This is a genomic window from Lewinellaceae bacterium (genome assembly GCA_020636135.1).
In the GTDB taxonomy this organism is placed as follows: Bacteria; Bacteroidota; Bacteroidia; order Chitinophagales; family Saprospiraceae; genus JAGQXC01.
Window position 1 is genome coordinate 1,625,614 of sequence record JACJYK010000001.1, and the last position, 24,532, is coordinate 1,650,145.

Sequence of the window (24,532 nt, forward strand, 5' to 3'; positions counted from 1 at the left end):
AGATTAACGTAAACCTTCTCCATCCCCATTCTGCCCGGCTTGAGTGCCAGGATGGATGCAGTTCTATTTGACGCATGCATATATATTTGATTTACATGTCATTGATGGTAATATTTCTCCGGATGCATGAATTGGGTTAAAGTTATTTCGTATTTTTGAGGCAGAAGAAATCAGATGTCTGAACAGGAAAAAGTACAGTTGCTCAGTCAGGTAGAAGTTGCCCTGGATGATATCCGGCCACACCTTGCTGTTGATGGCGGGGACGTGGAAGTGGTGGACCTCACCGAAGAGTATGTACTTAGAATTAAATGGCTGGGAAATTGTGAAAATTGTTCCATGTCCATGTTTACTTTGCGGGCCGGAATCGAAGAGAGTGTTCGCAAAATCGTTCCAAAGATCAACCGGATAGAACCGGTTAACAATTGATCAGCTTTCCCATTCTCCACAGACATCGTTGCTTCATCCGCTTTGAAATAACCGGAATCTTATGGATAAAGTCGCTCTTTGGAAGCAAATCAAACTTAAGTCTTCCATGCTGTGCGTTGGCCTGGATTCGGACGAGTCCAAAATGCCAGAATATTATACCCTGACCACCCATCCGCAAATTGAATTTAATAAAGCCATCATTGAAGCAACCAAGGATATCGCGGTAGCCTATAAGCTCAATACGGCATTTTATGAAACCAGAGGTGCGAAAGGCTGGGATGCCATGGAGGAGACCCTCCTGGACATTCCGGATCATTGCCTGAAGATCGCGGATGCAAAACGCGGTGATATTGGAAACACGTCAACCATGTACGCCAAGGCATTTTTTGACCAGTTAAAGTTTGATGCCATTACCGTTGCTCCCTACATGGGTATTGATTCGGTCAAACCATTTTTGGAATTCCATGGAAAATGGATCATCATTCTGGCTGTCACATCCAATGAAGGCAGCAGGAATTTTCAGTTTCAGGAGCTGAAATCCGGGATGCGTTTGTTCGAAGAGGTGCTGAACACCACTTCCAAATGGGGGACCGATTCCCAGATCATGTATGTGGTCGGTGCGACACATCCGGAAGTGCTGGAAACGGTAAGAAAATTCGTCCCTGATCACTTTTTGCTGGTACCTGGAGTCGGCGCTCAGGGAGGGGATCTTGATGAGGTAATGCAGCATGGTATAACCGCGACCGGTGGGGTATTGGTCAATTCATCGCGGGGAATCCTGTTTGCCGGTGAAGGAGAAGATGCCATACCGGCCGCACGCCGGGAAGCATTGCGCCTTCAACAGATGATGGCTCCTTACATTAAGTAAAAATGGGGTTAGCCCAGATCGGGCAGTTCGATCTTCTTTTCATATTTGCGTTTATCGAGATAATGCGCCAGGAAGGATTGTAGCTCCGGTCGGGATGTAACAGGTGTCATATCATCCAAAACCTCTTCAAGATCGAGCGGATATGCCTTATCGCGCCAGCCATATCCAATGATATTTCCATTACGCACATAGATGAAACTATATTCATCGCTGGTGCGGCCCGGGTCAGTAAGTAAAAAATGACCGGTAAGCGGCACGAAGAGTTCCTCAAGCGCATGCTCAACGCGAAGGTTGTAGGTTTCCGGGGTTTCTTCACCGATGCAGGCTCCCAGGCATTTTCCAATGTTATAGGCGAAACAAGGTCCTGTACCTTTCTCAAGTCCCAGTTTGGAATAGCACAACTGATAACCATCTGCCAAATGTTTCAAAAATTGCGTGCCATGCTGCCTTACGGTAAAATATTTACTGAATGATCCCTCCTCACCTTCCTTCAATTTTCGGATACCGATGTGTTGGTAGCCTAGATCATCGGTAGATGTGTTCACTGTAAAATTTTTAGGCTTTGAACGTTGAGCCCGGTTGATGATGGGATTATGCGCTTTTATTTCATTGGATTCCAGGATCAGAGCGATCAGTTCACTACCCGTGATGGTGTATGTGAAATCCCGCACATACTGCTCCATCTGGGTTCCCTTATTGCTAATCTCTGCAAAGTGCTCAAAGAGCCTTTTCTGGATGTTGATGCTTTTACCTATATAGACGAGTTCCCCATCGCTGTCGTGGAGGTAGTAAACCCCGCAGGCTTCTGGTAATTCATGCAGGCGATCCAGGGTAATACCCGGCGGCAGTTTGGACTCCCTGATGCCCTGGTTAACCAGTTGAAGGATTTTCTTTCCACTTTCCTGCATTTGCAACAGGCGGCTAAGCAATTCAGCCGTTGCATAGGCGTCACCAAATGCCCGATGACGGTTTTTGATTTCAATGCCAAAATGACTGGTCAATTTGTCTAGCCCGTAATGTTTCAGTTCGGGAATAAGACGTCGCGATAACCGGGCAGTGCACAATTGTCTCCTGGTGTATGTGTAACCCAGTTGTTCAAACTCCCGCCGGATAAAGCCATAATCGAAGCGCACATTCTGGGCGACAAATACATGACCTTCTGTCCATTCCACGATATCCCGGGCAACTTCAAAAAAATAGGGTGCGCCAGCCACCATTTCATCATTGATTCCCGTTATTTGTGTTATGTTATACGGGATGGAACGGCCTGGATTGATGAGTGTGCTGTAATGATCGGTGATTTGGTCGTCCTCCATCAGGACGATAGCAATTTCGATGATTCGGTCCCGCTTAACCAATCCACCGGTCGTCTCGATATCAATGACCGCAAACTTTTTAGACATGAATTTGAAGATACGGTATTCCTGGTTGCTCGCAATTATTACAATGATTTATTATATGAACACCTCCTGCAATCAGGCTAACGGCGCCACCCAGGAAGTAGTTCAAGAGGATTTTCTTTCCGATCACTTTGAAGGAGTGATCACTGGCGCTGAGCGTATTCGTATGTATCTGCCTCTGTTGAAAGATAAAAAGGTGGGCCTGGTGGTCAATCAGTCTTCACTGGTTATGGGTAAACATCTGCTGGATACCCTTTTGGAGCTTGATGTCCAGGTTTCTGCCATTTATACGCCTGAACATGGATTTCGGGGCGATGCAGACGCCGGTGATCATATAGCCAGCGGCAAGGACGAACGGACAGGTATTCCGATTGTATCCCTCTATGGCGATAAGCGGAAACCCTCTGCGGAGGATTTTGATCCGGTAGATATCCTGATCTTCGATATCCAGGACGTGGGTGTTCGGTTTTATACCTACGTAGGGACCTTGCATTATGTGATGGAGACGGCAGCGGAAACCGGGAAGCCAGTGATTGTCCTGGACCGACCGGACCCAAATGGGCACTACGTTGACGGCAATATCCTGGATACGGCATACCATTCCTTTGTAGGAATGCATCCGGTGCCGATCGTCCATGGCATGACCATTGGAGAATACGCACAGATGATCAATGGTGAAGGTTGGTTAAAGAATGGTGTTCATTGCGAACTGACTGTGATTCCATGCCTCCAGTATGACCATCAGACCAAATACGTTCTGCCGGTCAAGCCATCCCCTAATTTGCCCAATCTGAGAGCGGTTTTGTTGTATCCCACGTTATGCTTGTTTGAGGGGACGATTATGAGTATTGGCCGGGGTACGGATAAACAGTTTCAGGTACTTGGAAATCCGGATTTCAAAGGCAGTTTCTCTTTTACCCCGGAACCGAAACCAGGGGCTCATAATCCAAAACTGGAAGGTGAGTTATGTCACGGCATCGATTTCACCACCATGAATGAAGATGATATCCGCCGGTGGAGAAAAGTCGACCTGTCCTATCTTGTGGATGCCTATACCCAATTGAAAGACCATTCCTTTTTCATCGAAAAATCATTTGACCGGCTGGCCGGAACGGATGTCCTGCGCAAGCAGATCGAGTCTGGTATGACTTATGATGCGATACGTGCATCCTGGGCCAATGACCTGGAACATTTTAAGCAGATCCGTAAAAAATACCTGCTGTACACGGATTTTGAATAAAGAGAATTTCAGGTTAGGTGCGGTCGATTAAATGATATCTGTACACGAATTTGGGGTAGAAATAAAGCACTTTATAAGCATCACTGCCAGACTTGATCTCCAGGCCCACTCTTGGTGAGTTGGGTTCCGGTATCAGGCGAACCTGTAATTGTTTTGCGGTAAGATCATTGTAAAAGTAGGAAGCTACCCGGCACCAGACTTCAATCTCTTTAGGCTGAACCAGTAATTGGTCTGTTGAATCCTGAAAAAAGGTCGCAATCGGGACCTTAAGTTTTTTCTCGGTAAAAACATCGGTACGGCCCCGGACAGTGACCTGGATAGGCTGAACAGAAACGTTCGCATAATTGGAGCTGTAAGGCTTCCCGGTCAGCAGGAAAGGTCCGGGTTGACTGATCGCTTCTTCAAGCTGCAATGGCCAACTACGGATGGTGTCCAGGATGGATACCGGACCGGAGATCACAATGCTGTCCGGGTCCAATTGCAGCTTGCCGGCAAGTTGTGTGGTGGCAGGAACATGCAATGCTTTGGGTAGAGAAAGTGGAATAAGTCTGGTTGATGCGGGCACAAGAAAGACACGGATGCCTTCATCCAAAATGTCAAAATGAATTCCGGTGGAACCTGGGTTGAATTGATTGTTCAGCATGTAAGCCAGGTCCGCCTTGGTCAGGAATTGATTTTCTACAGATTTAAGGGTCACCGCTAATGATGCGGGTAACAAACGGTGGACATTACGGACCAGATCCCAGCCCTCACCGCGGATGGTAACCTGGATATGAGCTGGATTGGACTGATCACTCAGGAAACCAACCGGCACCTGATATTCAATGGGTAATTCGACCGTTTTTTCCGCTGTACGATTTAAACTGATCAATAGCCACCATAACAGTGCAATGGCTACAAAAAGGATGAATATAAATCGGTCTGAACGCCAGAAATCACTCCGGACTAGACTCTTCTTTTGAGGCATGACGGCTGAGGTAACTGTCAGTCATTTCTTTGGATAAAGCCACTTTAAGGATACGGATAAAGGTCTTCTGATCAATCTGTAAGGTTATGACCTCTCCTTCTATTTTGTTGATACGCCCGATGATGCCGGCATTGGTCACCACCTCGCTGCCTTTTTCAAGACCGCCGATGAATTTATTCTGTTCTTTCTGCTTTTTGGCCTGAGGCCGGATCATAAAGAAATACAGAACAACAAAAATAAGGAGAAGTGGAAACAGGCTTCCGATAATGCTTGGGCTACCGGCCGCCTGAAGTAAAATAGCTAAGATTGGATTCATATATGGTTATTGTTGACTTGGTTCTACGTATCCTATCAGGAAAATATTCCTAATGTTCGGAATGCCGTTTATCGTCACAAAAATAGTTTTATTTTGAGAATAACGCTGCCCTTCCGAGTTGAATACCAGTTGCAGGGAACCGTGTCCTCCGGACGCGATCGGTTCTTTTGGCCACTCAACCCCGGTACAGCCGCAGTGAGACCGTACATCGGAAATAACCAGGGGCTGGACCCCGGTGTTGGTAAAATCCACTGGTATTGTCAAACGGGTGCCCTCACGAATGGTGTCAATGTCAATGGTATCTGTGGCAAACCGGATATTTGCCATTTGGTCTGCCAGGATCCGTCCCTGCTCATCTTGCGGGATCCCAATGGTAGCCAGGATTCCGGTATAGTTCGACTGAAAGCCTGGTTCCGGCCCGGATTGACAGGAAAATGCAAACATCGCAATCCATAAAGGAATATGTAACTTACGCCGCATGCTGCAAAGGTATTGGAAATCATGACACATTTGAGCGTGGAGAAGAAACCATATATCCTCATCGGGTACATGGGCAGTGGCAAAAGTTACGTTTGCAAACGATTGGGTGCTGCCATGAATTTACATTGGGTTGATCTGGATGATGTCATCGAGGCAAAGGCCGGAAAGTCCATCTCTGAAATTTTCGCCGATGACGGCCATGATGCTTTTCGTATTCTGGAGCATAATTGCCTGAATGAATTACTACGCACCAGAGAATATGATCTGATTTCTTCCGGCGGTGGTGCCCCCTGCTATCTGGGGAATATGGATCTCATGAATGCCAAAGCAATCACCATTTATTTACGACGCAAGGCTGAGGATATCCTGAAATACGTGTTGCCAGGTATTGGCCACCGGCCTCTGTTGGCAGGGAAAAGCGAAGCCGAGGTCATCACATTTATTGCAGAAACCCTGGAGGAAAGAGAACCCTTTTACCGGCAGGCACAATACATTCTGGAAGGTTATGAATCTCAGGATTTACTGGATAAGGTGGCTTCCATCATCCATCAAAATGGCCTTCCACTCCGGACTACTGAACCGCAGGAATAGTAGCCATTAATGATGCAATAGCTTTATTGGGTTGGATCAATGTTCCATTTTTGGTCGACTGGGGTGTACTCAATCCGGTCTCCTGCAGCAATTCAAAGGCATCTTTGGTCGTCAGGTCAGGTTCCAGGCTTTTCATCAATGCGATCACACCGGCTACCTGTGGTGTTGCCATAGAGGTCCCACTGTAGTTTGCATACTTATTTTTAGGGATGGGCGCCAGTATATCAACACCGGGAGCTGCCAGGCCGAATTGAATGCCTTCCAGGGTGTTGGCGAATGCGGGTTTGGTCAGGTCCGACTGGATTGCGGTTACCGTTATAACTCCCGGAACATTGGCAGGAGTCACCAGGGTCGCCGAACCGCCGTCATTCCCGGCGGCAACCACTACTATGGTTCCTTTTTTATTGGCATATTTTACAGCTTCCTCGTAAAGACGCTGTTTTTCATCTGAACTGCGTCCTCCCAGTGACATGGAGATAACGTCTGCTCCCTGATTGGCAGCGTCAATCATCCCCTGAATAATGGTTTGTTGAGTTCCCCCGCCAAAAAAGTTAAGCACCTTAATACTGGTGACCGTAAAAAATGATGGTCCCGGATCCATCGAAGCCCCACCGGTTTGGTTATTGGTTACCGCAGCTGCAACGCCGGCACAATGCGTACCATGGCCCTGGTCATCCGACTCATCTTCCTTGCGCCAGGAGGTATAATTGGGGCTAAGGTCTTCGTGTTTACTGTCCACTCCGGTGTCCAGGATGAATAGTCTGGCCGATTTCCCGGGATGTGCGGATTGCAAAGAAGCCTGTAGATCTCCGATCTGTTGCTGATCCAAATGCCATTGTCTGGCGAGGAGTGGATCGTTGGACCATTGCATGGATGGCTGGATCTCTGAGTGGCCGGTCATTGGCTTGAAAAAGGCATAATATTCGTTTTGGTCGATCCATTGTACACCGGAAATACGCTGCAAACGGTGCTGTAAGGAGTGAGTGCTCTGCCAGGGGAGGTAATGCAGGTTGATTTTATAATAGTGTGCCAAAGGACTTTCACTGTCTGTAACTTCAAAGGCAGGAGTTATGGATGCCAGATTAAATCCCAGCCGGCTCTTGATGGTTTCCGGATTCATGTCATCGCTGATCTGAACCAGAAGTTCACCTTTTGGATCCAGGCGCGGTAATTTCCGGTCTTGCAGGACCCACGCCAATAAACACATCCCAATTGGCACCAGCCATTTGGTGTAGCGAAGCTTTCTCCACAGATAGAAGAGCTGAGAACCGATACCCAATGATAACAACAGAAGTATCGTGCGGCCAGGGTGAAATAATTCCGGCGATTCGAACCATTGCCCCATCAATCCTATCAACCAGAGTATCAGGGATCCAAAAAATGTGTACCGCATCTGATGATGTCTCTGGCGATAGGGTGGGGTAATCCGCCATGTGAACAGCGTCACAAAACACAATATCCAAAATAATGTTACCATAGGAACCTAATCTACGCGATGATCACGCGATATGTCCATCCATTCGGATCAATCGGGTTGATTCATCGACTAATAGATTCAATTCATATTACTAGGAATAAAGTTTCATTTTCAATTATTTTTGACCCTTCAATAAAACAATATGAGTACCGCACCTGAAAAAATGCTTTGCCTGATTATTGGTTCTGGCCCGGCAGGATATACTGCAGCCATCTACGCGGCAAGAGCGAATATGTCACCTGTCCTGTATACCGGAATGCAACCGGGAGGCCAGCTGACCATAACAACGGACGTGGAGAACTATCCGGGTTATCCGGACGGGATCCTGGGACCTGAGATGATGGAAGATTTACGCAAACAGGCCGAGCGTTTTGGTACCGAGGTCCGTTATGAGTTGATTTCTAAAGTGGACTTCAGCGGACCAGTTCATAAAGCCTGGACCGATAGTGGAAATGAGATTCATGCAGAAAGTGTGATCATTGCTACCGGAGCCAGTGCTAAATGGCTGGGCATCCCCTCCGAGCAGACCTATATGAATAAAGGGGTGTCCGCTTGTGCTGTTTGCGATGGTTTCTTCTTCAGAAATATGGAGGTTGCTGTTGTTGGCGGTGGAGACACAGCCGCTGAAGAAGCTTCTTATCTGTCCAAATTGTGTCCGAAAGTACATCTATTGGTACGCCGGGATGAGATGAGGGCTTCCAAGATCATGCAGGAACGGGTATTAAATAACCCGAAGATTGTCGTCCATTGGAATACGGAAGTGAAAGAAATCAAGGGTGTAGATGAGGTGGTGGATTCGGTTGTCGTTTTCAACAACCAAACCAAAGCTGAAACTGAATTGCCGGTAAAGGGATTTTTTATTGCCATCGGACATAAACCAAATACGGAGATCTTCGAAGGATGGCTGGATATGGATGAAACCAGATATCTGGTGACCCAGGGTAAATCAACAAGAACCAACATTCCCGGTGTATTTGCCAGCGGAGATGCTCAGGATAAAACCTACCGCCAAGCTGTAACCGCAGCCGGAACCGGATGCATGGCAGCCCTTGATGCGGAAAGGTATCTGACCGAGCGGGGTAAACTTTGATAGTAATTAATCGATTAATCTAAGCAATATGTCTAGTGGAAAATTTCGGGCTGGCGTCCTCTTTGGCAACGAGGTGTCCGAGGTATTTGCCGATGCCAAAGCCAATCATTATGCCGTTCCAGCCATCAATGTGACAGGGACCAATACCGTAAATGCTGTCATGGAGACAGCAAAGGAAGTGAACTCTCCGGTTATTATCCAGTTTTCCAATGGAGGCGCTTCATTCTATGCCGGTAAAGGACTTTCCAATGCGGATCAGAAGGCGTCTATACTGGGTGCCATATCCGGAGCTAAACACATTCACCTGCTGGCGGAGCATTATGGCGTCCCGGTAATCCTCCATACCGACCATTGCGCGAAAAAATTACTGCCATGGATTGATGGTTTGGTGACAGCTGGTGAGAAACATTTCCATAAACATGGAACGCCCCTGTACAGCTCGCATATGCTGGATCTTTCAGAAGAACCCATCGCTGAGAATATTGAAATCAGCTCTGAGTTTTTCAAGCGCATGGCTCCTATCGGCATGACCCTGGAGATCGAATTGGGTGTGACCGGTGGGGAAGAAGATGGCGTGGATAATTCCGATGTGGACAATTCCAGATTGTACACGCAGCCGGAAGAAGTAGCCTTTGCTTACGAAAACCTGAAAGCAATCAGCGACCGGTTCACCATTGCTGCTGCATTCGGTAATGTGCATGGGGTGTATAAGCCGGGGAATGTGGAATTAAAACCGGTAATCCTCAAGAATTCGCAGGATTACATTGAGAAGAAATACGGCACCGGTCCCAAACCGGTCAATTTTGTTTTTCATGGCGGATCTGGTTCCTCTCAGGCAGAGATACGGGAAGCCATCTCGTACGGAGCGATCAAGATGAATATTGATACGGACCTCCAGTGGGCATTTTGGGATGGTGTTCGTCATTATTATGTGCAAAATGAAGATTATCTGCAGGGCCAGTTGGGTAATCCTGAAGGTGTCGACAAACCTAATAAGAAGTATTACGATCCGCGGGTATGGTTACGCGCCGGAGAGTCCTTCTTTAAAAACCGGTTGAAGACGGCTTTTGAGGACCTGAATTGTATCAATCGCAACGCATAGGTCTTTCCCGATCTTGCAGGTTCCTTTTTTTACCTGAAAAGGTAATGGCATTGTTCGTGTCGAAGCAGATTACTGCTTCTGATAAACCCGTACATAATCCACCAGCATGGTGGCGGGGAATAGACTGTCATCCACGCCTTGCTGGCCTCCCCAGTTGCCACCTACGGCGATATTCAGGATAAAGTAGAAGGGATGGTCAAATGGCCAGTTGTCTTGATTATGTTCGGCAGGGCGGTCGAAGGAAAGCAGGATTTGGCCTGGATCATCGAGGTAGAATTGGATGCGATCTTCATCCCAGATAAGGCCATAATTGTGAAAGGTTTTCTCTGCATCCGGAACATCCACCGGGCCGGAAGTCACCTGGGTGCCATCGACATGGTTGTTGGCCTTGCTATGGATGGATACATGCACTTTGCCCGGGTCGTAGCTTACATTTTCCATGATGTCAAGTTCGCCGCATTCCGGCCACCCGGCAGTACCGATGTTGTCACCAAGCATCCAGATAGCCGGCCAGATGCCATTGCCCCGATAGTCTGGTAGTTTAGCCCGGATCTCCATTCTGCCATAGGTGAATGTTTGCTTACTGGTTATGCGTGCGGATTTATAATCTCCCACCTTTTGTCCGGCTCCGGTCCTGATGGCATGGATTGCTAACATCCCATCGGAGACAGTAAGGGTTGCACTGTCTGTATAGTCTTCCCACTCGTTATTTCCCCAGCCATGGGCTCCGTATTGGTAGGCCCATTTGGTCGTGTCAAGATCATTGCCATCAAATTCATCCTGCCATACCAGTTCTTCTTCCGGTGTGTTTCCAGTGGTGTTCCCGGATGGAGCCGCCGGTCCGCAGGCTGAGAGGATAAGCGCTATGATTCCGGCAACCGGGATAAGCCCGTAAATCTGCCTGTTGGAGCTATTGATCATTAGGTTGGTTTTTATTAAAATTGGAAATCGGGGTGGCTGATGCGTTGAATAAACTCAATGATAAAATCCTTTTTCAGCAATAAAGTAAACAGGAATCCGGCCAGAGAACCGTACAGGTGTCCTTCATGATCGTAATGCGGTTGAAGTCCTTTACGGCTGGCATAGTAGGAATAGATCACATAGAGAACTGCAAAGATGATGGCCGGAATGGGGATGATAAAGAAGAGCAGTAGCATGCTCCAGGGATTAAATACGATGAACGAAAAAACGACCCCGGAGACTGCTCCCGATGCCCCAACCGACGCAAAGGAAGGATTCTGACGATGGCGCAAAAAAGTCACGAAATTGGCAGTGATCAGACTGATGAAATACAAGAGGAAATACAACAACCTTCCTTTACCGGTGCCAAATTCAGACATGTAAACCTGTTCAACATAGGTGCCAAACAGATAGAATACATACATGTTGATACCCAGGTGCATCCAGTCACCATGCAATAATCCGCCGGTCAGTATTCGATAATACGAGTGATCCCGGTGAATCTGGTAAGGGTAATGTTTGAGTTGTTCAAATGTTACCGGATTGTTGAAGGCCATGTAGGACACCAGCACCGTAACCACAATAATGATCAGGGTAATGCTCACGTTTTGAATAATTTATTCAAAGTTAACACATCCTGATGATGATTGTGGAAGGCGGAAAGCAAAAATGCAGGATGGTTCAGGGTAGGATCCTGGTAATTGTCGCAAGTATAGAGAGAGGTGAATTACGATCTTTAATTTAAAAGGTTCTCTTTGAACAGCAATCCTTTTCTGGCGTCGTACTCGGGCCGGATCTTGTTTCTGAACAAATCCTTTTTGTAGGGAAATTTGCGGGCATCAATGATGAACACTTTGCAACCGATCGCTTTACCCAGTTCGGTGTTGTTATCACGCCAGCATCGAGCCAGTTCGTAGGCAGTTCCGTTGTAATCGGATTTCCATCGTTTATCGAAAAGCACTTCGAGATAAATAACACCGTTGCGGTAATCCAATAAGCGGCTGTACAGTCCGAATCCTATCCTGTACAACTGGTCCGTCTTAAACAGATGCCGCTTGTTTATCTCTTCGATGTTCATAGTGGTTTAGTAACTTCAGAAATTATGCCAATTTATCTTAATATGAAGTCGTTTTTCGGATGAAGGATTTAAAGGGTATGTAGCGGAAATCAGGCGGGATACAGAATGACTCAGGAATTGTTATCTTAGAAAGAAGCATTAAATCCTGCCATATGATTTCTGTTGACAGCAAATACAAAGACATATTGTTGGAGGCGGTGGAAGACCTGATGTACAAGATTTCCCTTGAATTGAATAACATGAAGGGTGGTCCCTTGACGGCGGAACGGAAAAAACTGACCAACAAGCAGAAAACTTTGGAAGAAGTACAACATCTGATATTTCAGTCGGATCAGTGATCCATTTTCGGGTACTCAATAAAAAAGGCCGGAGGAATAATCCACCGGCCCATACATACTATTTTGATCTTTACCAGATCTCTACGTTAATCAGGCAAGTTCTGCAGCTTTGATTTTCAATGCTTCTTCAGACATTTTTTCATTAATCGCAGCCTGTGCAGCAACAAACCGGGCAATCGGAATGCGGAACGGTGAGCAACTTACATAATCCAGTTCACTGCGGTGGAAGAAGCGGATCGAATCCGGGTCGCCACCATGTTCTCCACAGACACCGACTTTCAGATGATCATTTACCCGCTTGCCATTCGCTGTACCCACGCTGACCAACTGGCCTACACCATCCTGGTCGATGGATTGGAACGGGTCTTTTTTCAGGATGCCTTTTTCAAGATAGATCGGCAGGAATTTGCCAATATCATCCCGTGAAAAACCGAAGGTCATCTGAGTCAGGTCATTGGTTCCGAATGAGAAGAAGTCCACCATCGGAGCAATCTGATCGGCAATGATCACCGCTCTCGGAATTTCAATCATCGTACCCACTTTGTAATCAACGGTTTCGTTGTATTTCGCAAAGATCTCCTCTGCGGTATCGCGGATGATCTTGATCTGCATGCGCAATTCATTACCAATACTGGTCAATGGAATCATGATCTCAGGATAAACGTGTACTCCACGTTTTTTCAAATGGATGCTTGCTTCCAGTATGGCGTGTACCTGCATCTGGGTAATTTCCGGATAGGTGTTGGCCAGACGGCATCCACGGTGACCCAGCATAGGGTTGGTTTCGTGCAATGTATTCACCCGGTCCAGCACTTCTTCGAAGGTGATGCCAAGGTCTTCAGCGATCATCCTCTCAGCGGCTTCGTCTTCAGGTAAGAATTCATGCAATGGAGGATCCAATAAACGGATGGTTACCGGCAGATCGTGCATGACCTCCAGGATCTCCTCAAAATCCTGCATCTGGATTGGTAACAACTTGTCCAAAGCGGCGCGACGTCCGGCTTCGTCTTTTGCCAATACCATCTCACGTACGATCCGGATTCTTTCTGGCTTGAAGAACATGTGTTCGGTACGGCAAAGTCCAATACCTCTGGCTCCGAACTCGCGGGCGGTTTTCGCATCGGTCGGAGTGTCGGCATTTGCCAATACCCTGAGCCGTGACTGGCTGTCCGCGATGGTCATCAGTTTTTGGAGGTGTGTGCTGATTTCAGGATCTTTGGTCGGTACACGACCCTCATAGATGTAACCGGTATACCCGTCCAGGGAGATCCAGTCTCCTTCTTTATAGACAACTTCCCCGACGCGAAACTGACGGTTGGTGTAGTCGATGATCAGACTGCCGGCACCAGTGATGGCACATTTACCCATACCGCGGGCAACAACAGCTGCGTGGGAAGTCATACCTCCACGAGCAGTAAGGATACCTTTTGCCGAGTTCATACCCGAAATATCTTCCGGTGATGTTTCCATGCGTACCAGGATAACTGGTTTGCCGGCTGCAGCCCAATCCTCTGCATCTTCAGCAAAAAAGACAATCTGTCCGGTGGCTGCTCCCGGTGAAGCCGGAAGACCCTGGGAGATCATTTTTGCGGTTTTGAGATCTTTCTTATTGAATACGGGGTGCAATAGTTCATTGAGTTTATCCGGCTCGATCCGGTTTATCGAAGTGGCTGCGCTGATCAGCCCTTCAATCTGGAGGTCGTGTGCGATGCGGACCATAGCCTCGCCAGTCCTTTTGCCATCACGGGTCTGCAAGATCCAGAGCCGGCCTTCTTCGATGGTGAACTCCAGGTCCTGCATGTCCGTATAATGATTTTCCAGGATGGTGCGGACTTCATCCAGCTCTTTATAAACCTGAGGCATTGCCTCTTCCAGACTAGGATAAGTGGATTTACGTTCAGCCTCTGGTACATTGGCCAGCTGAGCCCACCGTTGTGATCCTTTTAAGGAGATCTGTTGTGGTGTGCGGATACCGGCAACGACGTCTTCTCCTTGTGCATTGATCAGATATTCACCGACAAAATTGTTTTCGCCGGTAGCCGGGTCGCGTGTAAAGGCAACACCGGTAGCTGAATTGTTGGAGGTGTTTCCGAAAACCATCGCCTGGACGTTTACGGCAGTACCCCAGTCATTCGGGATGTCATTAATTTTACGATATTGAATAGCGCGTTTACCCATCCAGCTGTCAAATACCGCAATGATACCGCCCCACAACTGATCGTAAGGATCATCGGGGATATCTTTACCGGTACGTTCATGAATGCGTGCTTTAAAACGTACCACCAGTTCTTTCAGGTCACTGATAGTCAGATCATTATCCAGCGTTACATTTCTGGCTTCTTTGATCTCATCGATGATTTGTTCAAAGGGATCCACTTCATCCTGGAAGATGGGTTTCAGCCCCAGAACAACCGAACCATACATCTGGCAAAATCTCCGGTAAGAGTCCCATGCCAAGCGTTCGTTGCCAGTGGCTTTTGCCCAGGCTTCAACGATCTTGTCATTCAGTCCGAGGTTCAGAACGGTGTCCATCATCCCAGGCATGGAAGACCGTGCACCGGAGCGAACCGAGAGCAAAAGAGGCTTGGTTTCACTACCGAATGTCTTACCGGCAATGTTTTCGATGGCTTCAATGCCATGCAATACTTGTTCCTTCAATAATTTAAGAGTCGGTTGTTTTCCATCCTTGTAATAGGCATTACAAGCTTCTGTAGAAATGGTAAATCCAGGAGGCACCGGCAGTCCGATACGGTTCATTTCTGCCAGGTTTGCACCTTTACCACCAAGTAGGATACGCATGGATTTGTTGCCTTCAGCCGTGCGATCACCAAACGTATAAACAAATTTTTGTGAGCCCATTTTAATACCGTTTTTTATGATTCGGATTCAAAGTACAGGAAAAAGTAGCCGGAAAAAGGTAGCCCTGGTCGTGTTTTGATATGATCTGAATCATTGGTTAGCCAGCCCGACGAAATCATTTAGCAATATGAGAATTGTCATGCTTAATAATTTGCCAAACTGGTCATTTTGTAACTTGTTCCAAACAAATTGGTCATGTCAAAGCAAAACTTCCTACTCAATCAATTGTGGAAAATACAACACGATGAGGGTTACCTTTCTGATAAGTCGATCCGGCAACTGAGTCGCCAGACTGGACGTTCCTGGGTGGATCTGGAAGGGGTTATTTCCTTTTATCATTTTTTTCGCCGCAAACCTGCAGGGCGCTATACCATCCATCTGAACAATAGCATTCTATCCGAATTTGCAGGATTTACGGATGTACTGGCAGCTTTTCAGGATGCCACCGGTACCAGACTGAACCATACGGACCCCACCAATATGTTTACCCTCCAGGCGGCTTCATGCATTGGCCTTTCCGACGTAGAGCCTGCGGCACTGATCAATTGGCGTCCCTTTATCAATCTGACACCGGAAAAAGTTCATCACCTGATCCACCAGTTAAGGACGGGCACCGATATCGATGATCTGGCAGACCGGCCTTTGTCCGATGCTTATCCGAATGCCGACGAAGATAAACATTTGATGATCAGGCCCTACCATGCCGGGATGGCGGTTAACAAACTCAATCTTCTGTCACCCGATGACGTTATACGGGAGATTATGGAAGCCGGGCTCACCGGACTGGGAGGCGCATTTTTTCCGACGCATTTGAAATGGCAATCGTGCCGGAACCAGGCCGAACCTGAAAAATATGTTGTCTGCAATGCGGATGAGGGCGAACCAGGGACCTTTAAGGACCGGTTTCTGATTCAGAAATACCCGGGTCTTCTTCTGGAGGGCATGATCATTGCCGGCTATGCAGTCGGTGCAAAACAAGGCATAATCTATTTGCGCGGTGAGTATCAGTACCTGATCCCCAAAATCGAATCGGCTCTGCATCATTTCAGAGAACAAGGATGGCTTGGGGAAGATGCATGTGGCGTGCCGGGCTTTGAATTTGATATCGATCTGGCCATTGGTGCCGGAGCCTATATTTGTGGTGAAGAAACTGCTCTGCTGGAATCCCTCGAAGGCAACCGGGGGGAACCCCGGCCCCGCGTTCATTATCCCACTGAAAAAGGGTATCTCGGCAAGCCGACGGTAGTCAATAATGTTGAGACATTATGCACCGCTGCCAGGATTCTGGAACAAGGCTATCAGCCATATATGAATAAAAATCATCCGGACTCACCGGGCACCAAATTGTTAAGCATCGCCGGGGACTGTCAATATCCTGGAATTTATGAAATCACCTGGGGTATTACCATCGGAGAATTATTGGACCGTTGCGGTGCTGAAGATCCCTATGCCATCCAGGTAAGTGGCCCATCAGGAGAGTTTATTCCTGCTACCTGGCGGGACAGGATGCTTGGACTGCATGATTTACGATGCGGTGGTTCGGTGATGATCTATAATCGACAACGGGACTTGTTGCAGATTCTGCAGAATTACAACCGGTTTTTCTTGCAGGAATCCTGTGGGGTTTGCACCCCCTGCCGGGCCGGAAATTACATGTTGTCGGTTCAGCTCCGTAAAATGGAGAGAGGACTGGCCTCCACCGAGGACGTTGATAAATTAAACGATTGGGCGAAACTCATGGAGTACAACAGCCGGTGTGGTTTGGGTCAAACGGCGCCCAAAGCCATCATCCAGGCTGCCCAGCGCTTTCCCGAAATCATGGATCAGCATACCCGGACCAAAAATGCACCTTTTGACCTCGATCTGGCAACAGCTGCCTATGATCGCATCATTAATGAACTGCGATAATCATGAAAAAAGTTACTTTTTATATTGACGATCAGCCATGCCAGGCTGAAGATGGGAAAAACTTCGTGGATGCTGCTGCAGAAAACGGGGTCAATATTCCCTCTCTCTGCTATTATCCGCACATCGATCCGCCGCTGGCAACCTGTCGAGTGTGCACTGTAGCCATAGGCGGACAGCCGAGGGCGGCTTGTTCTCTTAAAGTTTCAGAAGGCTTGCGTGTCCAGGTCAATACACCCGACCTGATTGAGAATCGGAAAGCTATCCTGGAGCTGATCTTCGCTGAAGGAAATCACTTCTGTCCGGCATGCGAGAAAAGTGGTGACTGTGACCTTCAGCACCTGGCCTATGAGTCGGGGATCACCTATTCTCGATTTCCACATACCTTCGTGGATAGGATCGTAGACTTTAAACCGGAGCGCCTGGTTATTGACCACAACCGCTGTATCCTTTGCAAGCGCTGTGTGGAAGAGTTTGTAACAGACAAAGGGGAGAAAGTATTTTCTTACCATCGACGCGGAGGCCGAACGGAAGTCAATGTCGATTACGAGCTGGAAGCGGAAATGTCCGAAAAGGAGTTGACCAGAGCCATGCGGTTGTGCCCGGTCGGAGCCATCCTGGTGCGTGGGAAAAGCGAATCCCGGCCATTTGGAGACAGGAAATACGACAAGCTGGAGAGCAGGGAAACCATTCCTCTGGCCACACCGGTGGAAAAACCTGCTGCGCCGGCTCAGAAAAAAGTGGTCGCAACCGCCTCCTTGGCAGGATGTTTTGGGTGCCACATGTCCATGCTGGATATCGATCTGGGGTTGCTTGATTTAATCGAACTGGTCTCCTTTGATAAATCCCCTTTGACGGATATCAAGCGCTTTTCGCGGCATGTTGATATCGGATTGATAGAAGGTGGGTGTTGTAACTCGGAAAACATTGAAAACCTGGAATATTTCCGAGCCAATTGTGATATTCTCGTATCTGTAGGAGAATGCGCCATCTGGGGCGGACTGCCGGCCATGCGCAATACCATCTCGCTGGAGTCGTGTCTACAGGAAGCATACCTGCATTCACCCGTAACCCAGAATTCTCAAAACATAATCCCAAATCACGTCGACATCCCAAAAATCCTGGACCGGGTTTATCCTTGTCATGAAGTAGTCAAAATTGACTACCATATACCGGGGTGCCCTCCTTCAGCACAACACATCTGGAAGGTAGTACAGAACATCCTGTTTGGAACCAAATACGATGTTATTTATCCTGAATTTAAATACGACTGATCATGGGTAAAAAGATTATCATTGATCCGGTAACGCGGGTGGAAGGTCACGGGAAAGTCACCATATTGCTGGATGACAACCACCGGGTGGAAGATGCCTTCTTCCATATTGTGGAGTTTCGTGGATTTGAACGGTTTGTGCAGGGAAGACCCTATTGGGAAGCTCCGGTGCTGGTTCAGCGACTGTGTGGAATATGCCCGGTGAGTCACCATTTAGCTGCTGCCAAAGCTATTGACCAGATAGCAGGACTGGATCCGAAGGACTTAACTCCAACAGCAACCAAATTGCGGCGTCTGCTGCACTTTGGTCAGGTCCTCCAGTCACACGCACTGCATTTTTTTTATCTCGCTTCCCCAGATCTGCTGTTTGGTCTTGATGCTGAGGCTTCCAAGCGGAATGTCGTTGAAGTGGCAATTGCCAACAAGGATCTGGCTCGCAAAGGCATTCAGATGCGACAGTTTGGTCAGGAAATCATCAAAGCGTTGGCCGGTAAACGGATCCATGGGATTATGGCTGTTCCCGGGGGAGTACACAAGACTTTTACGAAACCTGAACGCGATGCATTTTTGAAAGGAGAAGGTGTCCCTTCCATCGATACCATTATCGAATGGCTGTCCGAAGTCATTGATTTCATGAAGCAATATCACGAGCAGAATGCTCCCTGGCTGGACTATTTCGCGACCTATCCGTCAGGTCACCTGGGCATGGTGACGGAGGATGGTGCCCTGGAGTTGTATGATGGCCCGCTACGTGCTATTGATGCGGAAGGCAATCAGACATTGTTTGCACCAGCAACGGACTATGTGGAACATTTTTCAGAATTCGTAAAACCGTGGAGTTATCTCAAGTTCCCATATCTGAAAGAACTGGGGCAGGAAAAAGGCTGGAACCGGGTGGGGCCCCTGGCCCGCTTGAATGTCAGCACATCCATTACGACACCGCTGGCTGAAGCTGAGCGAAAAATATTCCGGGATTATACGGGAGGTAAACCAAACAACATGACCATGCATACGCATTGGGCCCGGTTGATCGAAATGCTGTATTGTGCGGAGGCAATCCGCGATCTGCTCCATGATGAAACAATATTGGGCGATGACCTGAGAAGAGAAGGAACCCAGCGGTCGCAGGGTATCGGGGTGATTGAGGCTCCAAGAGGAACCCTGATCCACCATTACGAAGTCGATGACAAAGGAATGATCACCCGATGTAATCTGATCGTTTCTACAACGCATAATAATGAACCAATGAACAGAGCCGTAAAATGGGTGGCTCAGAATGTATTGGACAACCGGTTTGAAGTCACTGAGCAGATGCTCAATCAGGTCGAAATAGCCATTCGTGCTTACGACCCCTGTTTAAGTTGTGCGACCCATGCTTTGGGTAAAATGCCGCTTTATGTTGAAGTACAAGACCGTCGAGGAAATATTATTCAGACCGCAACCAGATCGTGAGAAGATCTTAGTCGTTGGGATAGGAAATACAGCAAGACAGGATGATGGCCTGGGTTGGAAATTCCTGGAGTTGATCGAAGCAATAGGAATTCCATTGGAAGTGCAGCAGGTATTCCAGTTGCAGATTGAGGATGCGGCGATGATCACGGCGTACGATAAAGTGTTATTCGTGGATTCACACGTTTCGAAGATCACCGGAGGCTATTCTCTGGAACCGGTGTTTCCCGAGCAGGACGGGACCTGGTCCACGCATGCTTTGTCACCGGCCAGTTTGCTTCACCTCTCCGGCGAATTGTACCAAAAGACTCCGGAAGCCTGGTTGTTATCGATTACCGGTTACCGTTGGGAATTGGGCAAGCCGATGACGCGTCATGCCAAGGTTAATTTGTTTGAGGCATTTGAGTGTGTTCGCAGACTCATCTGAATATCAACTTCGGCCTTAGAATAATTCCAATTGCCCTTCGGGATCGGGATCAAAATTGTGTAATCCGACCCCTAGCAACCGCACGGGCTTGTATTGATCCCTGAAATAGTCCAGCAATTCCAAAGCAACATTGCGTATTATATTCGGGTCGCAGGTAGCTTCTGGAAACGATTTTTGCTTCTGGAGGGTGGTAAAATCCGAAAACCGGATTTTGATACTCACCGTCCTTCCTTTCACAGCTAGTCCTGATGCACTCGAGGTTACCCGGTCAGCAAGGTGGATGATCTCAGGCCTGCACAATTCTATTTCGTTGATATCGGTATCGAAAGTGGTCTCTGCGGATATTGATTTCCTTTCACGATTGGGTACCACAGGTCGTTCATCCAGACCCCGGACAATGTCGTAGTAATAATTCCCCATTTTGCCAAACCAGCGGACCAGGTCGAGCCGATCAAATTGTTTGAGCTCGGCACCGGAATGTATACCCAGCTGGTGCATCTTCTCCGCGGTAGCCCTCCCGATCCCGAAAAACTTTCCAATAGGTAATCGCGCAATGAAGTCGTCGGCATGCTCAGGCAGAATCAGCGTACAGCCATCCGGCTTATGAATGTCAGAAGCGATTTTTGCCAGGAACTTATTCATGGCGATGCCCGCAGAGGCTGTCAACCCGGTAGTCGCTTGAATTTTTCGCTTTATCTCTTTGGCAATTTTTGCTGCGGATGTGATGCCCGCTTTGTTTTGCGTCACATCCAGGAATGCTTCGTCCAGGGACAGAGGTTCTACCAGGTCGGTGTATTCGTGAAAGATTTGCCGGATTTGTTGGGATACTTCCTTATATCGTGCAAATCGGGGTTTGACAAATATGATGTGCGGACATTTTTCATAGGCTGTACGGGATGGCATGGCTGAATGGACACCAAATGTACGGGCTTCATAGGAGGCTGCGGCGACTACGCCCCGGTTACGGGACCCTCCGACGGCGATGGGCTTTCCTCTCAGTTCAGGATTATCCAGTTGCTCCACAGATGCAAAAAAGGCATCCATGTCAATGTGTATGATCTTCCGGGTGGATCTGGTGCTTGACATGGATGCCTCTACAAGTAACCTTATGCTGCTTTTATTCGCGCTTTTTGAGCATAATGGCATCAATCGTACGTTCACGGATCATCTGGTTGAGCATCTTGAGATCCGAAAGCGTTATTTGTTTGAATTGATTCAGATAGGAATCAATTTCTCCGATCAGCTCATCTTTGACAGCAATGGCCTGCACGGTAGGTGGATAGTCATTTCCACTGGTGAGGGTGGTCAGGTGCGCCAGTTTGTTATTCAGACGAATAGGGAAGTTGAGTGGATCCTGAGGACTCTGGTTTTTAGTCTGGTACAGGGCCTCCTCGACGAGGGTCATCGTGCTATCAATGTTTTTCATTTTCGCAATGATCGCTTCTACCTGATCCATTCCCTTGATCATCTCCTCATAGCCTTTCATTTGTTTGCGTACAAGGCGGATGTCCTCTATGGTACGGTGCGTTTCCGTCATTTTATCCCTGATCTCTGCCAGGAAATCATGTTGTTTCTGGATATCGGCTATGGTTGTGGTTCCGCGCGGATCCTTGAGGATCTCAAACTCTTGTTTCTGTTCGGTTCCGGCAGCTTTCAGCGTAACCTGGTACTTACCCGGTACCGCTTTTGGTCCGCTTAGGGATGCCCACCACATGATCAATCCGTCAAAACGCTCAGCCGGGTCTTCCATCATGTCCCACACGAACAGGTTCGAACCTTGTTTAGGTTCCAGTTTATGCTCCCGGTCTTTAGCGCCGGTTGAGAACGTCTGGATGGTCTTGCCTTGCATGTCCGTGATGGTTAACACTAACGTGTCTTTAGGTGAAGGTTTATCCGCCAGGTAATAATAGATCATAACTCCATTGGGGTGATTGGTGCCTGTCGTAAGTGAGGCGCGCCTGGGTGCTCCTCCGTTCATCCGGTATGCAGCCAGCGGTTTGAAGAGATATGATTTGGCATTTTTCACGGCATCCCTGAGCTGTTGAAGCGGGGTCAGGTCGTCAATCATCCAGAATGCACGTCCCTGGGTTGCAGCGATCAGGTTGTTGTCTTTGATGGTCAGGTCCGTTACAGGAACGATAGGCAGGTTAAGCTGGAAAGGTTGCCAGTTTGCTCCGTCATCAAAAGAGATCCACATACCCTTTTCCGTACCGGCATAGAGCAATCCCTGTTTTTCAGGGTCTACACGAACGACCCGCGTAAACTCATCATCAGGAATACCATTGGTGATCGTTTCCCAGGTCTGGCCATAGTCCAGTGTCTTATAGAGATAAGGACGGTAATCACCGGATTTGTACATCGTGGCCGCTACATAGCAGGCTCCGTCCCGGTGTGGATCCGGATCGATGCTATTTATCATAGTCCATTCCGGAGCTTGTTTTGGTGTCACATTCGTCCAGCTTTTACCTCCGTCCCGGGTGATATGGATCAGGCCGTCGTCACTTCCGGTCCAGATGACATTTTCTTCCCGTGGTGATTCAGCAACCGCAAAGATGGTACAGTAATATTCCACAGAAGTATTGTCCTGGGTGATGGGTCCACCGGAGGATACCATCCGGCTTGAATCATTCCTCGTCAGATCCGGGCTGATGGTTTCCCAGGATTGGCCCAGATTGTAACTTACGTGAAGGTGGTTTGAAGCCGTATATAATTTGTTGGGATTGTGTGGTGAAAACAGGATGGGGTAATTCCACTGAAACCGGTACTTCATATCCTCGACACCGTGTCCCATCGGGTTGTCCGGCCATACGTTCACGGCGCGGCTGTATCCCGTTTTGTGATTCACCATTTCCAGCAATCCGTCGTAACATCCACCAAATACGATGTCATCATCCGCTGCATACGGGGCCAGATGAGCACATTCGCAGCCGGCAGTTGTCTCCCAATCGCTTTCGGATATTCCATATCCATCGGAACGGTGAAGAATCCTGACGGTCGAGTTGTCCTGCTGGGCACCATAGATCCGGTATGGAAAATGGTTATCGGTAATGACACGGTAAAATTGTGCAGTGGGCTGATTCATCAGGGTTGACCAGCTTCCGCCACCATTGAAGGAAATTTGTGCTCCTCCATCATCGGCTATGATCATCCGTTGGGGATCTTCAGGAGCTATCCACAAGTCGTGATGGTCACCGTGGGGCGCATTGTCACCCTTGAAAGTACGGCCTCCATCTGTCGATTTCTGATAGGATACGTTCATGACATACACTACTTCCTGGTCCTTGGGGTCGGCATAGATCCTGGAATAATACCATGCCCGCTGGCGCAGATTCCGGTCTGAGTTCACTTTGATCCAGGTGGCTCCAGCATCATCCGAGCGGAAAACACCACCATCATTATTTTCGATGATAGTCCAGAGGCGATCACTGTTGGCCGGGGAGACGGTAACGCCTACGATACCCCAAACTCCTTTGGGAAGGCCTTTATTGGCACTGATATCGGTCCAGGTCTCACCCCCGTCAGTACTTTTCCACAAAGCAGAACCAGGCCCGCCGCTGGACAGGCTGTAGGGTGTGCGCCGGATATTCCAGGTAGATGCATACATGATGCGGTAATTATTAGGGTCCAGAATCAGATCCACAGCTCCTGCATCGGCATTGGCAAACAATACCTTGCGCCAGGTCATACCTCCATCGGTGGTCTTATAGACGCCGCGGTCCTCGTTGGGTTTGAAAAGATCACCCATGACTGCCGCCCAGGCAGTGTTGGGGTCGTTAGGGTGGATGCGTATTCTGGAAATATGCCTTGAATTATCCAGGCCGATGTGTGTCCAGGTTTTCCCGGCATCCACTGATTTCCAGGCTCCATACCCATAAGAAACGTTTCCACGGACGGTGTTTTCACCACCACCCACATAAATTACATTTGGATCGGACTCGCTGACGCTTACACAGCCAATGGAGCCTCCAAAGAATCCATCAGAAATGTTTTCCCAGGTTTCACCTGCATCGGTGGTTCTCCAGACTCCTCCTCCAGTAGCGCCGAAGTAATACAGATCCGGCTTTCCGGGTACTCCGGTTACTGTGGCCGATCGGCCACCCCGGAAGGGTCCTACCTCACGCCACTGAATGGCATCATACAATTTTTGATCGTACTGGATTACCGGGGCAGGGGCCGCAGTTACCACCGGCTTGGCTTTGCGTTGTGCAAAGGTCCATTGGCAAACCATGGCCATCATGATGATTAAGGCTAATCTGAATTTCATAGAAGTTTAATTTGCTATTATT

Annotated in this window: 22 protein-coding genes; 11 read left to right on the top strand and 11 right to left on the bottom strand. The window is 48.2% G+C overall.

The window, feature by feature from the left end; all coding sequences use genetic code 11:
• The first annotated feature begins 174 nt into the window (after positions 1–174).
• Entirely contained in the window at positions 175–426 is a 252-nt protein-coding gene (locus H6570_06130) for a NifU family protein (GenBank protein MCB9318838.1), read from the top strand.
• Between the two features lie 61 nt (positions 427–487).
• Positions 488–1,294, top strand: a complete 807-nt coding sequence (gene pyrF, locus H6570_06135; protein MCB9318839.1) for an orotidine-5'-phosphate decarboxylase — start codon at positions 488–490, stop codon at positions 1,292–1,294.
• Positions 1,295–1,302: 8 nt separating this feature from the next.
• Here pyrF and H6570_06140 read toward each other — a convergent pair whose 3' ends face one another.
• Entirely contained in the window at positions 1,303–2,697 is a 1,395-nt protein-coding gene (locus H6570_06140; protein ID MCB9318840.1) for a GIY-YIG nuclease family protein, read from the bottom strand.
• On the opposite strand from H6570_06140, the gene H6570_06145 reads away from it, so the two are divergent.
• Entirely contained in the window at positions 2,675–3,934 is a 1,260-nt protein-coding gene (locus H6570_06145) for a DUF1343 domain-containing protein (GenBank protein ID MCB9318841.1), read from the top strand. The two genes, H6570_06140 and H6570_06145, sit on opposite strands and share 23 nt — an antisense overlap.
• A 13-nt stretch (positions 3,935–3,947) precedes the next feature.
• Here H6570_06145 and H6570_06150 read toward each other — a convergent pair whose 3' ends face one another.
• Genes H6570_06150 through H6570_06160 form a run of 3 tightly spaced genes read right to left on the bottom strand, consistent with a single transcriptional unit; the run spans position 3,948 to position 5,697 of the window.
• Positions 3,948–4,901, bottom strand: a complete 954-nt coding sequence (locus H6570_06150) for a hypothetical protein (GenBank protein MCB9318842.1) — start codon at positions 4,899–4,901, stop codon at positions 3,948–3,950.
• Positions 4,870–5,217: a preprotein translocase subunit YajC gene (yajC, locus tag H6570_06155; protein ID MCB9318843.1), complete on the bottom strand. Its 348-nt coding sequence runs from the start codon at positions 5,215–5,217 to the stop codon at positions 4,870–4,872. The genes H6570_06150 and yajC overlap by 32 nt, the downstream gene beginning before the upstream one ends.
• A gap of 6 nt (positions 5,218–5,223) precedes the next feature.
• On the bottom strand, positions 5,224–5,697 hold the full coding sequence (locus H6570_06160) for a DUF1573 domain-containing protein (protein MCB9318844.1): 474 nt from the start codon (positions 5,695–5,697) through the stop codon (positions 5,224–5,226).
• Positions 5,698–5,718: 21 nt separating this feature from the next.
• Here H6570_06160 and H6570_06165 point away from each other — a divergent pair, with 21 nt between their 5' ends.
• On the top strand, positions 5,719–6,288 hold the full coding sequence (locus H6570_06165) for a shikimate kinase (protein ID MCB9318845.1): 570 nt from the start codon (positions 5,719–5,721) through the stop codon (positions 6,286–6,288).
• On the opposite strand, the gene H6570_06170 is transcribed toward H6570_06165, so the two are convergent.
• Entirely contained in the window at positions 6,269–7,765 is a 1,497-nt protein-coding gene (locus tag H6570_06170; protein ID MCB9318846.1) for a S8 family serine peptidase, read from the bottom strand. The two genes, H6570_06165 and H6570_06170, sit on opposite strands and share 20 nt — an antisense overlap.
• 142 nt (positions 7,766–7,907) lie before the next feature.
• Here H6570_06170 and trxB point away from each other — a divergent pair, with 142 nt between their 5' ends.
• Entirely contained in the window at positions 7,908–8,855 is a 948-nt protein-coding gene (trxB, locus tag H6570_06175) for a thioredoxin-disulfide reductase (protein ID MCB9318847.1), read from the top strand.
• Positions 8,856–8,883: 28 nt separating this feature from the next.
• Entirely contained in the window at positions 8,884–9,957 is a 1,074-nt protein-coding gene (fbaA, locus tag H6570_06180; protein MCB9318848.1) for a class II fructose-bisphosphate aldolase, read from the top strand.
• A gap of 69 nt (positions 9,958–10,026) precedes the next feature.
• Here fbaA and H6570_06185 read toward each other — a convergent pair whose 3' ends face one another.
• From H6570_06185 to H6570_06195, 3 genes are all read right to left on the bottom strand, one after another.
• Positions 10,027–10,878 (bottom strand): glycoside hydrolase family 16 protein, encoded by an 852-nt coding sequence (locus H6570_06185; protein MCB9318849.1) that lies wholly within the window; start codon positions 10,876–10,878, stop codon positions 10,027–10,029.
• Positions 10,879–10,892: 14 nt separating this feature from the next.
• Complete coding sequence (locus tag H6570_06190) at positions 10,893–11,522, bottom strand: rhomboid family intramembrane serine protease (GenBank protein ID MCB9318850.1); 630 nt, start codon at positions 11,520–11,522, stop codon at positions 10,893–10,895.
• A gap of 131 nt (positions 11,523–11,653) precedes the next feature.
• Positions 11,654–11,995, bottom strand: a complete 342-nt coding sequence (locus H6570_06195; GenBank protein MCB9318851.1) for a hypothetical protein — start codon at positions 11,993–11,995, stop codon at positions 11,654–11,656.
• 152 nt (positions 11,996–12,147) lie between these two features.
• Here H6570_06195 and H6570_06200 point away from each other — a divergent pair, with 152 nt between their 5' ends.
• Positions 12,148–12,333 carry a hypothetical protein gene (locus H6570_06200; GenBank protein ID MCB9318852.1) on the top strand — a complete coding sequence of 62 codons (186 nt, stop codon included), beginning with the start codon at positions 12,148–12,150 and terminating at the stop codon, positions 12,331–12,333.
• Between the two features lie 90 nt (positions 12,334–12,423).
• Here H6570_06200 and H6570_06205 read toward each other — a convergent pair whose 3' ends face one another.
• Entirely contained in the window at positions 12,424–15,192 is a 2,769-nt protein-coding gene (locus H6570_06205) for a pyruvate, phosphate dikinase (GenBank protein MCB9318853.1), read from the bottom strand.
• A gap of 195 nt (positions 15,193–15,387) precedes the next feature.
• Here H6570_06205 and H6570_06210 point away from each other — a divergent pair, with 195 nt between their 5' ends.
• Genes H6570_06210 through H6570_06225 form a run of 4 tightly spaced genes read left to right on the top strand, consistent with a single transcriptional unit; the run spans position 15,388 to position 20,246 of the window.
• A complete protein-coding gene (locus tag H6570_06210; protein MCB9318854.1) occupies positions 15,388–17,100 on the top strand; it encodes an NAD(P)H-dependent oxidoreductase subunit E in 1,713 nt (570 codons plus the stop codon).
• Between the two features lie 2 nt (positions 17,101–17,102).
• The gene (locus H6570_06215; GenBank protein ID MCB9318855.1) at positions 17,103–18,371 is read left to right on the top strand and encodes a (2Fe-2S)-binding protein; all 1,269 of its coding nucleotides are present in this window, start codon (positions 17,103–17,105) and stop codon (positions 18,369–18,371) included.
• 2 nt (positions 18,372–18,373) lie between these two features.
• The gene (locus H6570_06220) at positions 18,374–19,822 is read left to right on the top strand and encodes a Ni/Fe hydrogenase subunit alpha (GenBank protein MCB9318856.1); all 1,449 of its coding nucleotides are present in this window, start codon (positions 18,374–18,376) and stop codon (positions 19,820–19,822) included.
• Positions 19,767–20,246: a Ni/Fe hydrogenase gene (locus H6570_06225; protein ID MCB9318857.1), complete on the top strand. Its 480-nt coding sequence runs from the start codon at positions 19,767–19,769 to the stop codon at positions 20,244–20,246. Before H6570_06220 ends, H6570_06225 begins: the two co-directional genes overlap by 56 nt.
• Before the next feature lie 15 nt (positions 20,247–20,261).
• Here H6570_06225 and dinB read toward each other — a convergent pair whose 3' ends face one another.
• Positions 20,262–21,332 carry a DNA polymerase IV gene (dinB, locus tag H6570_06230; protein ID MCB9318858.1) on the bottom strand — a complete coding sequence of 357 codons (1,071 nt, stop codon included), beginning with the start codon at positions 21,330–21,332 and terminating at the stop codon, positions 20,262–20,264.
• A 31-nt stretch (positions 21,333–21,363) separates the two neighbouring features.
• Positions 21,364–24,510, bottom strand: coding sequence for a glycosyl hydrolase (locus H6570_06235; protein MCB9318859.1), 3,147 nt, complete (start codon positions 24,508–24,510; stop codon positions 21,364–21,366).
• Between the last annotated feature and the right edge of the window lie 22 nt (positions 24,511–24,532).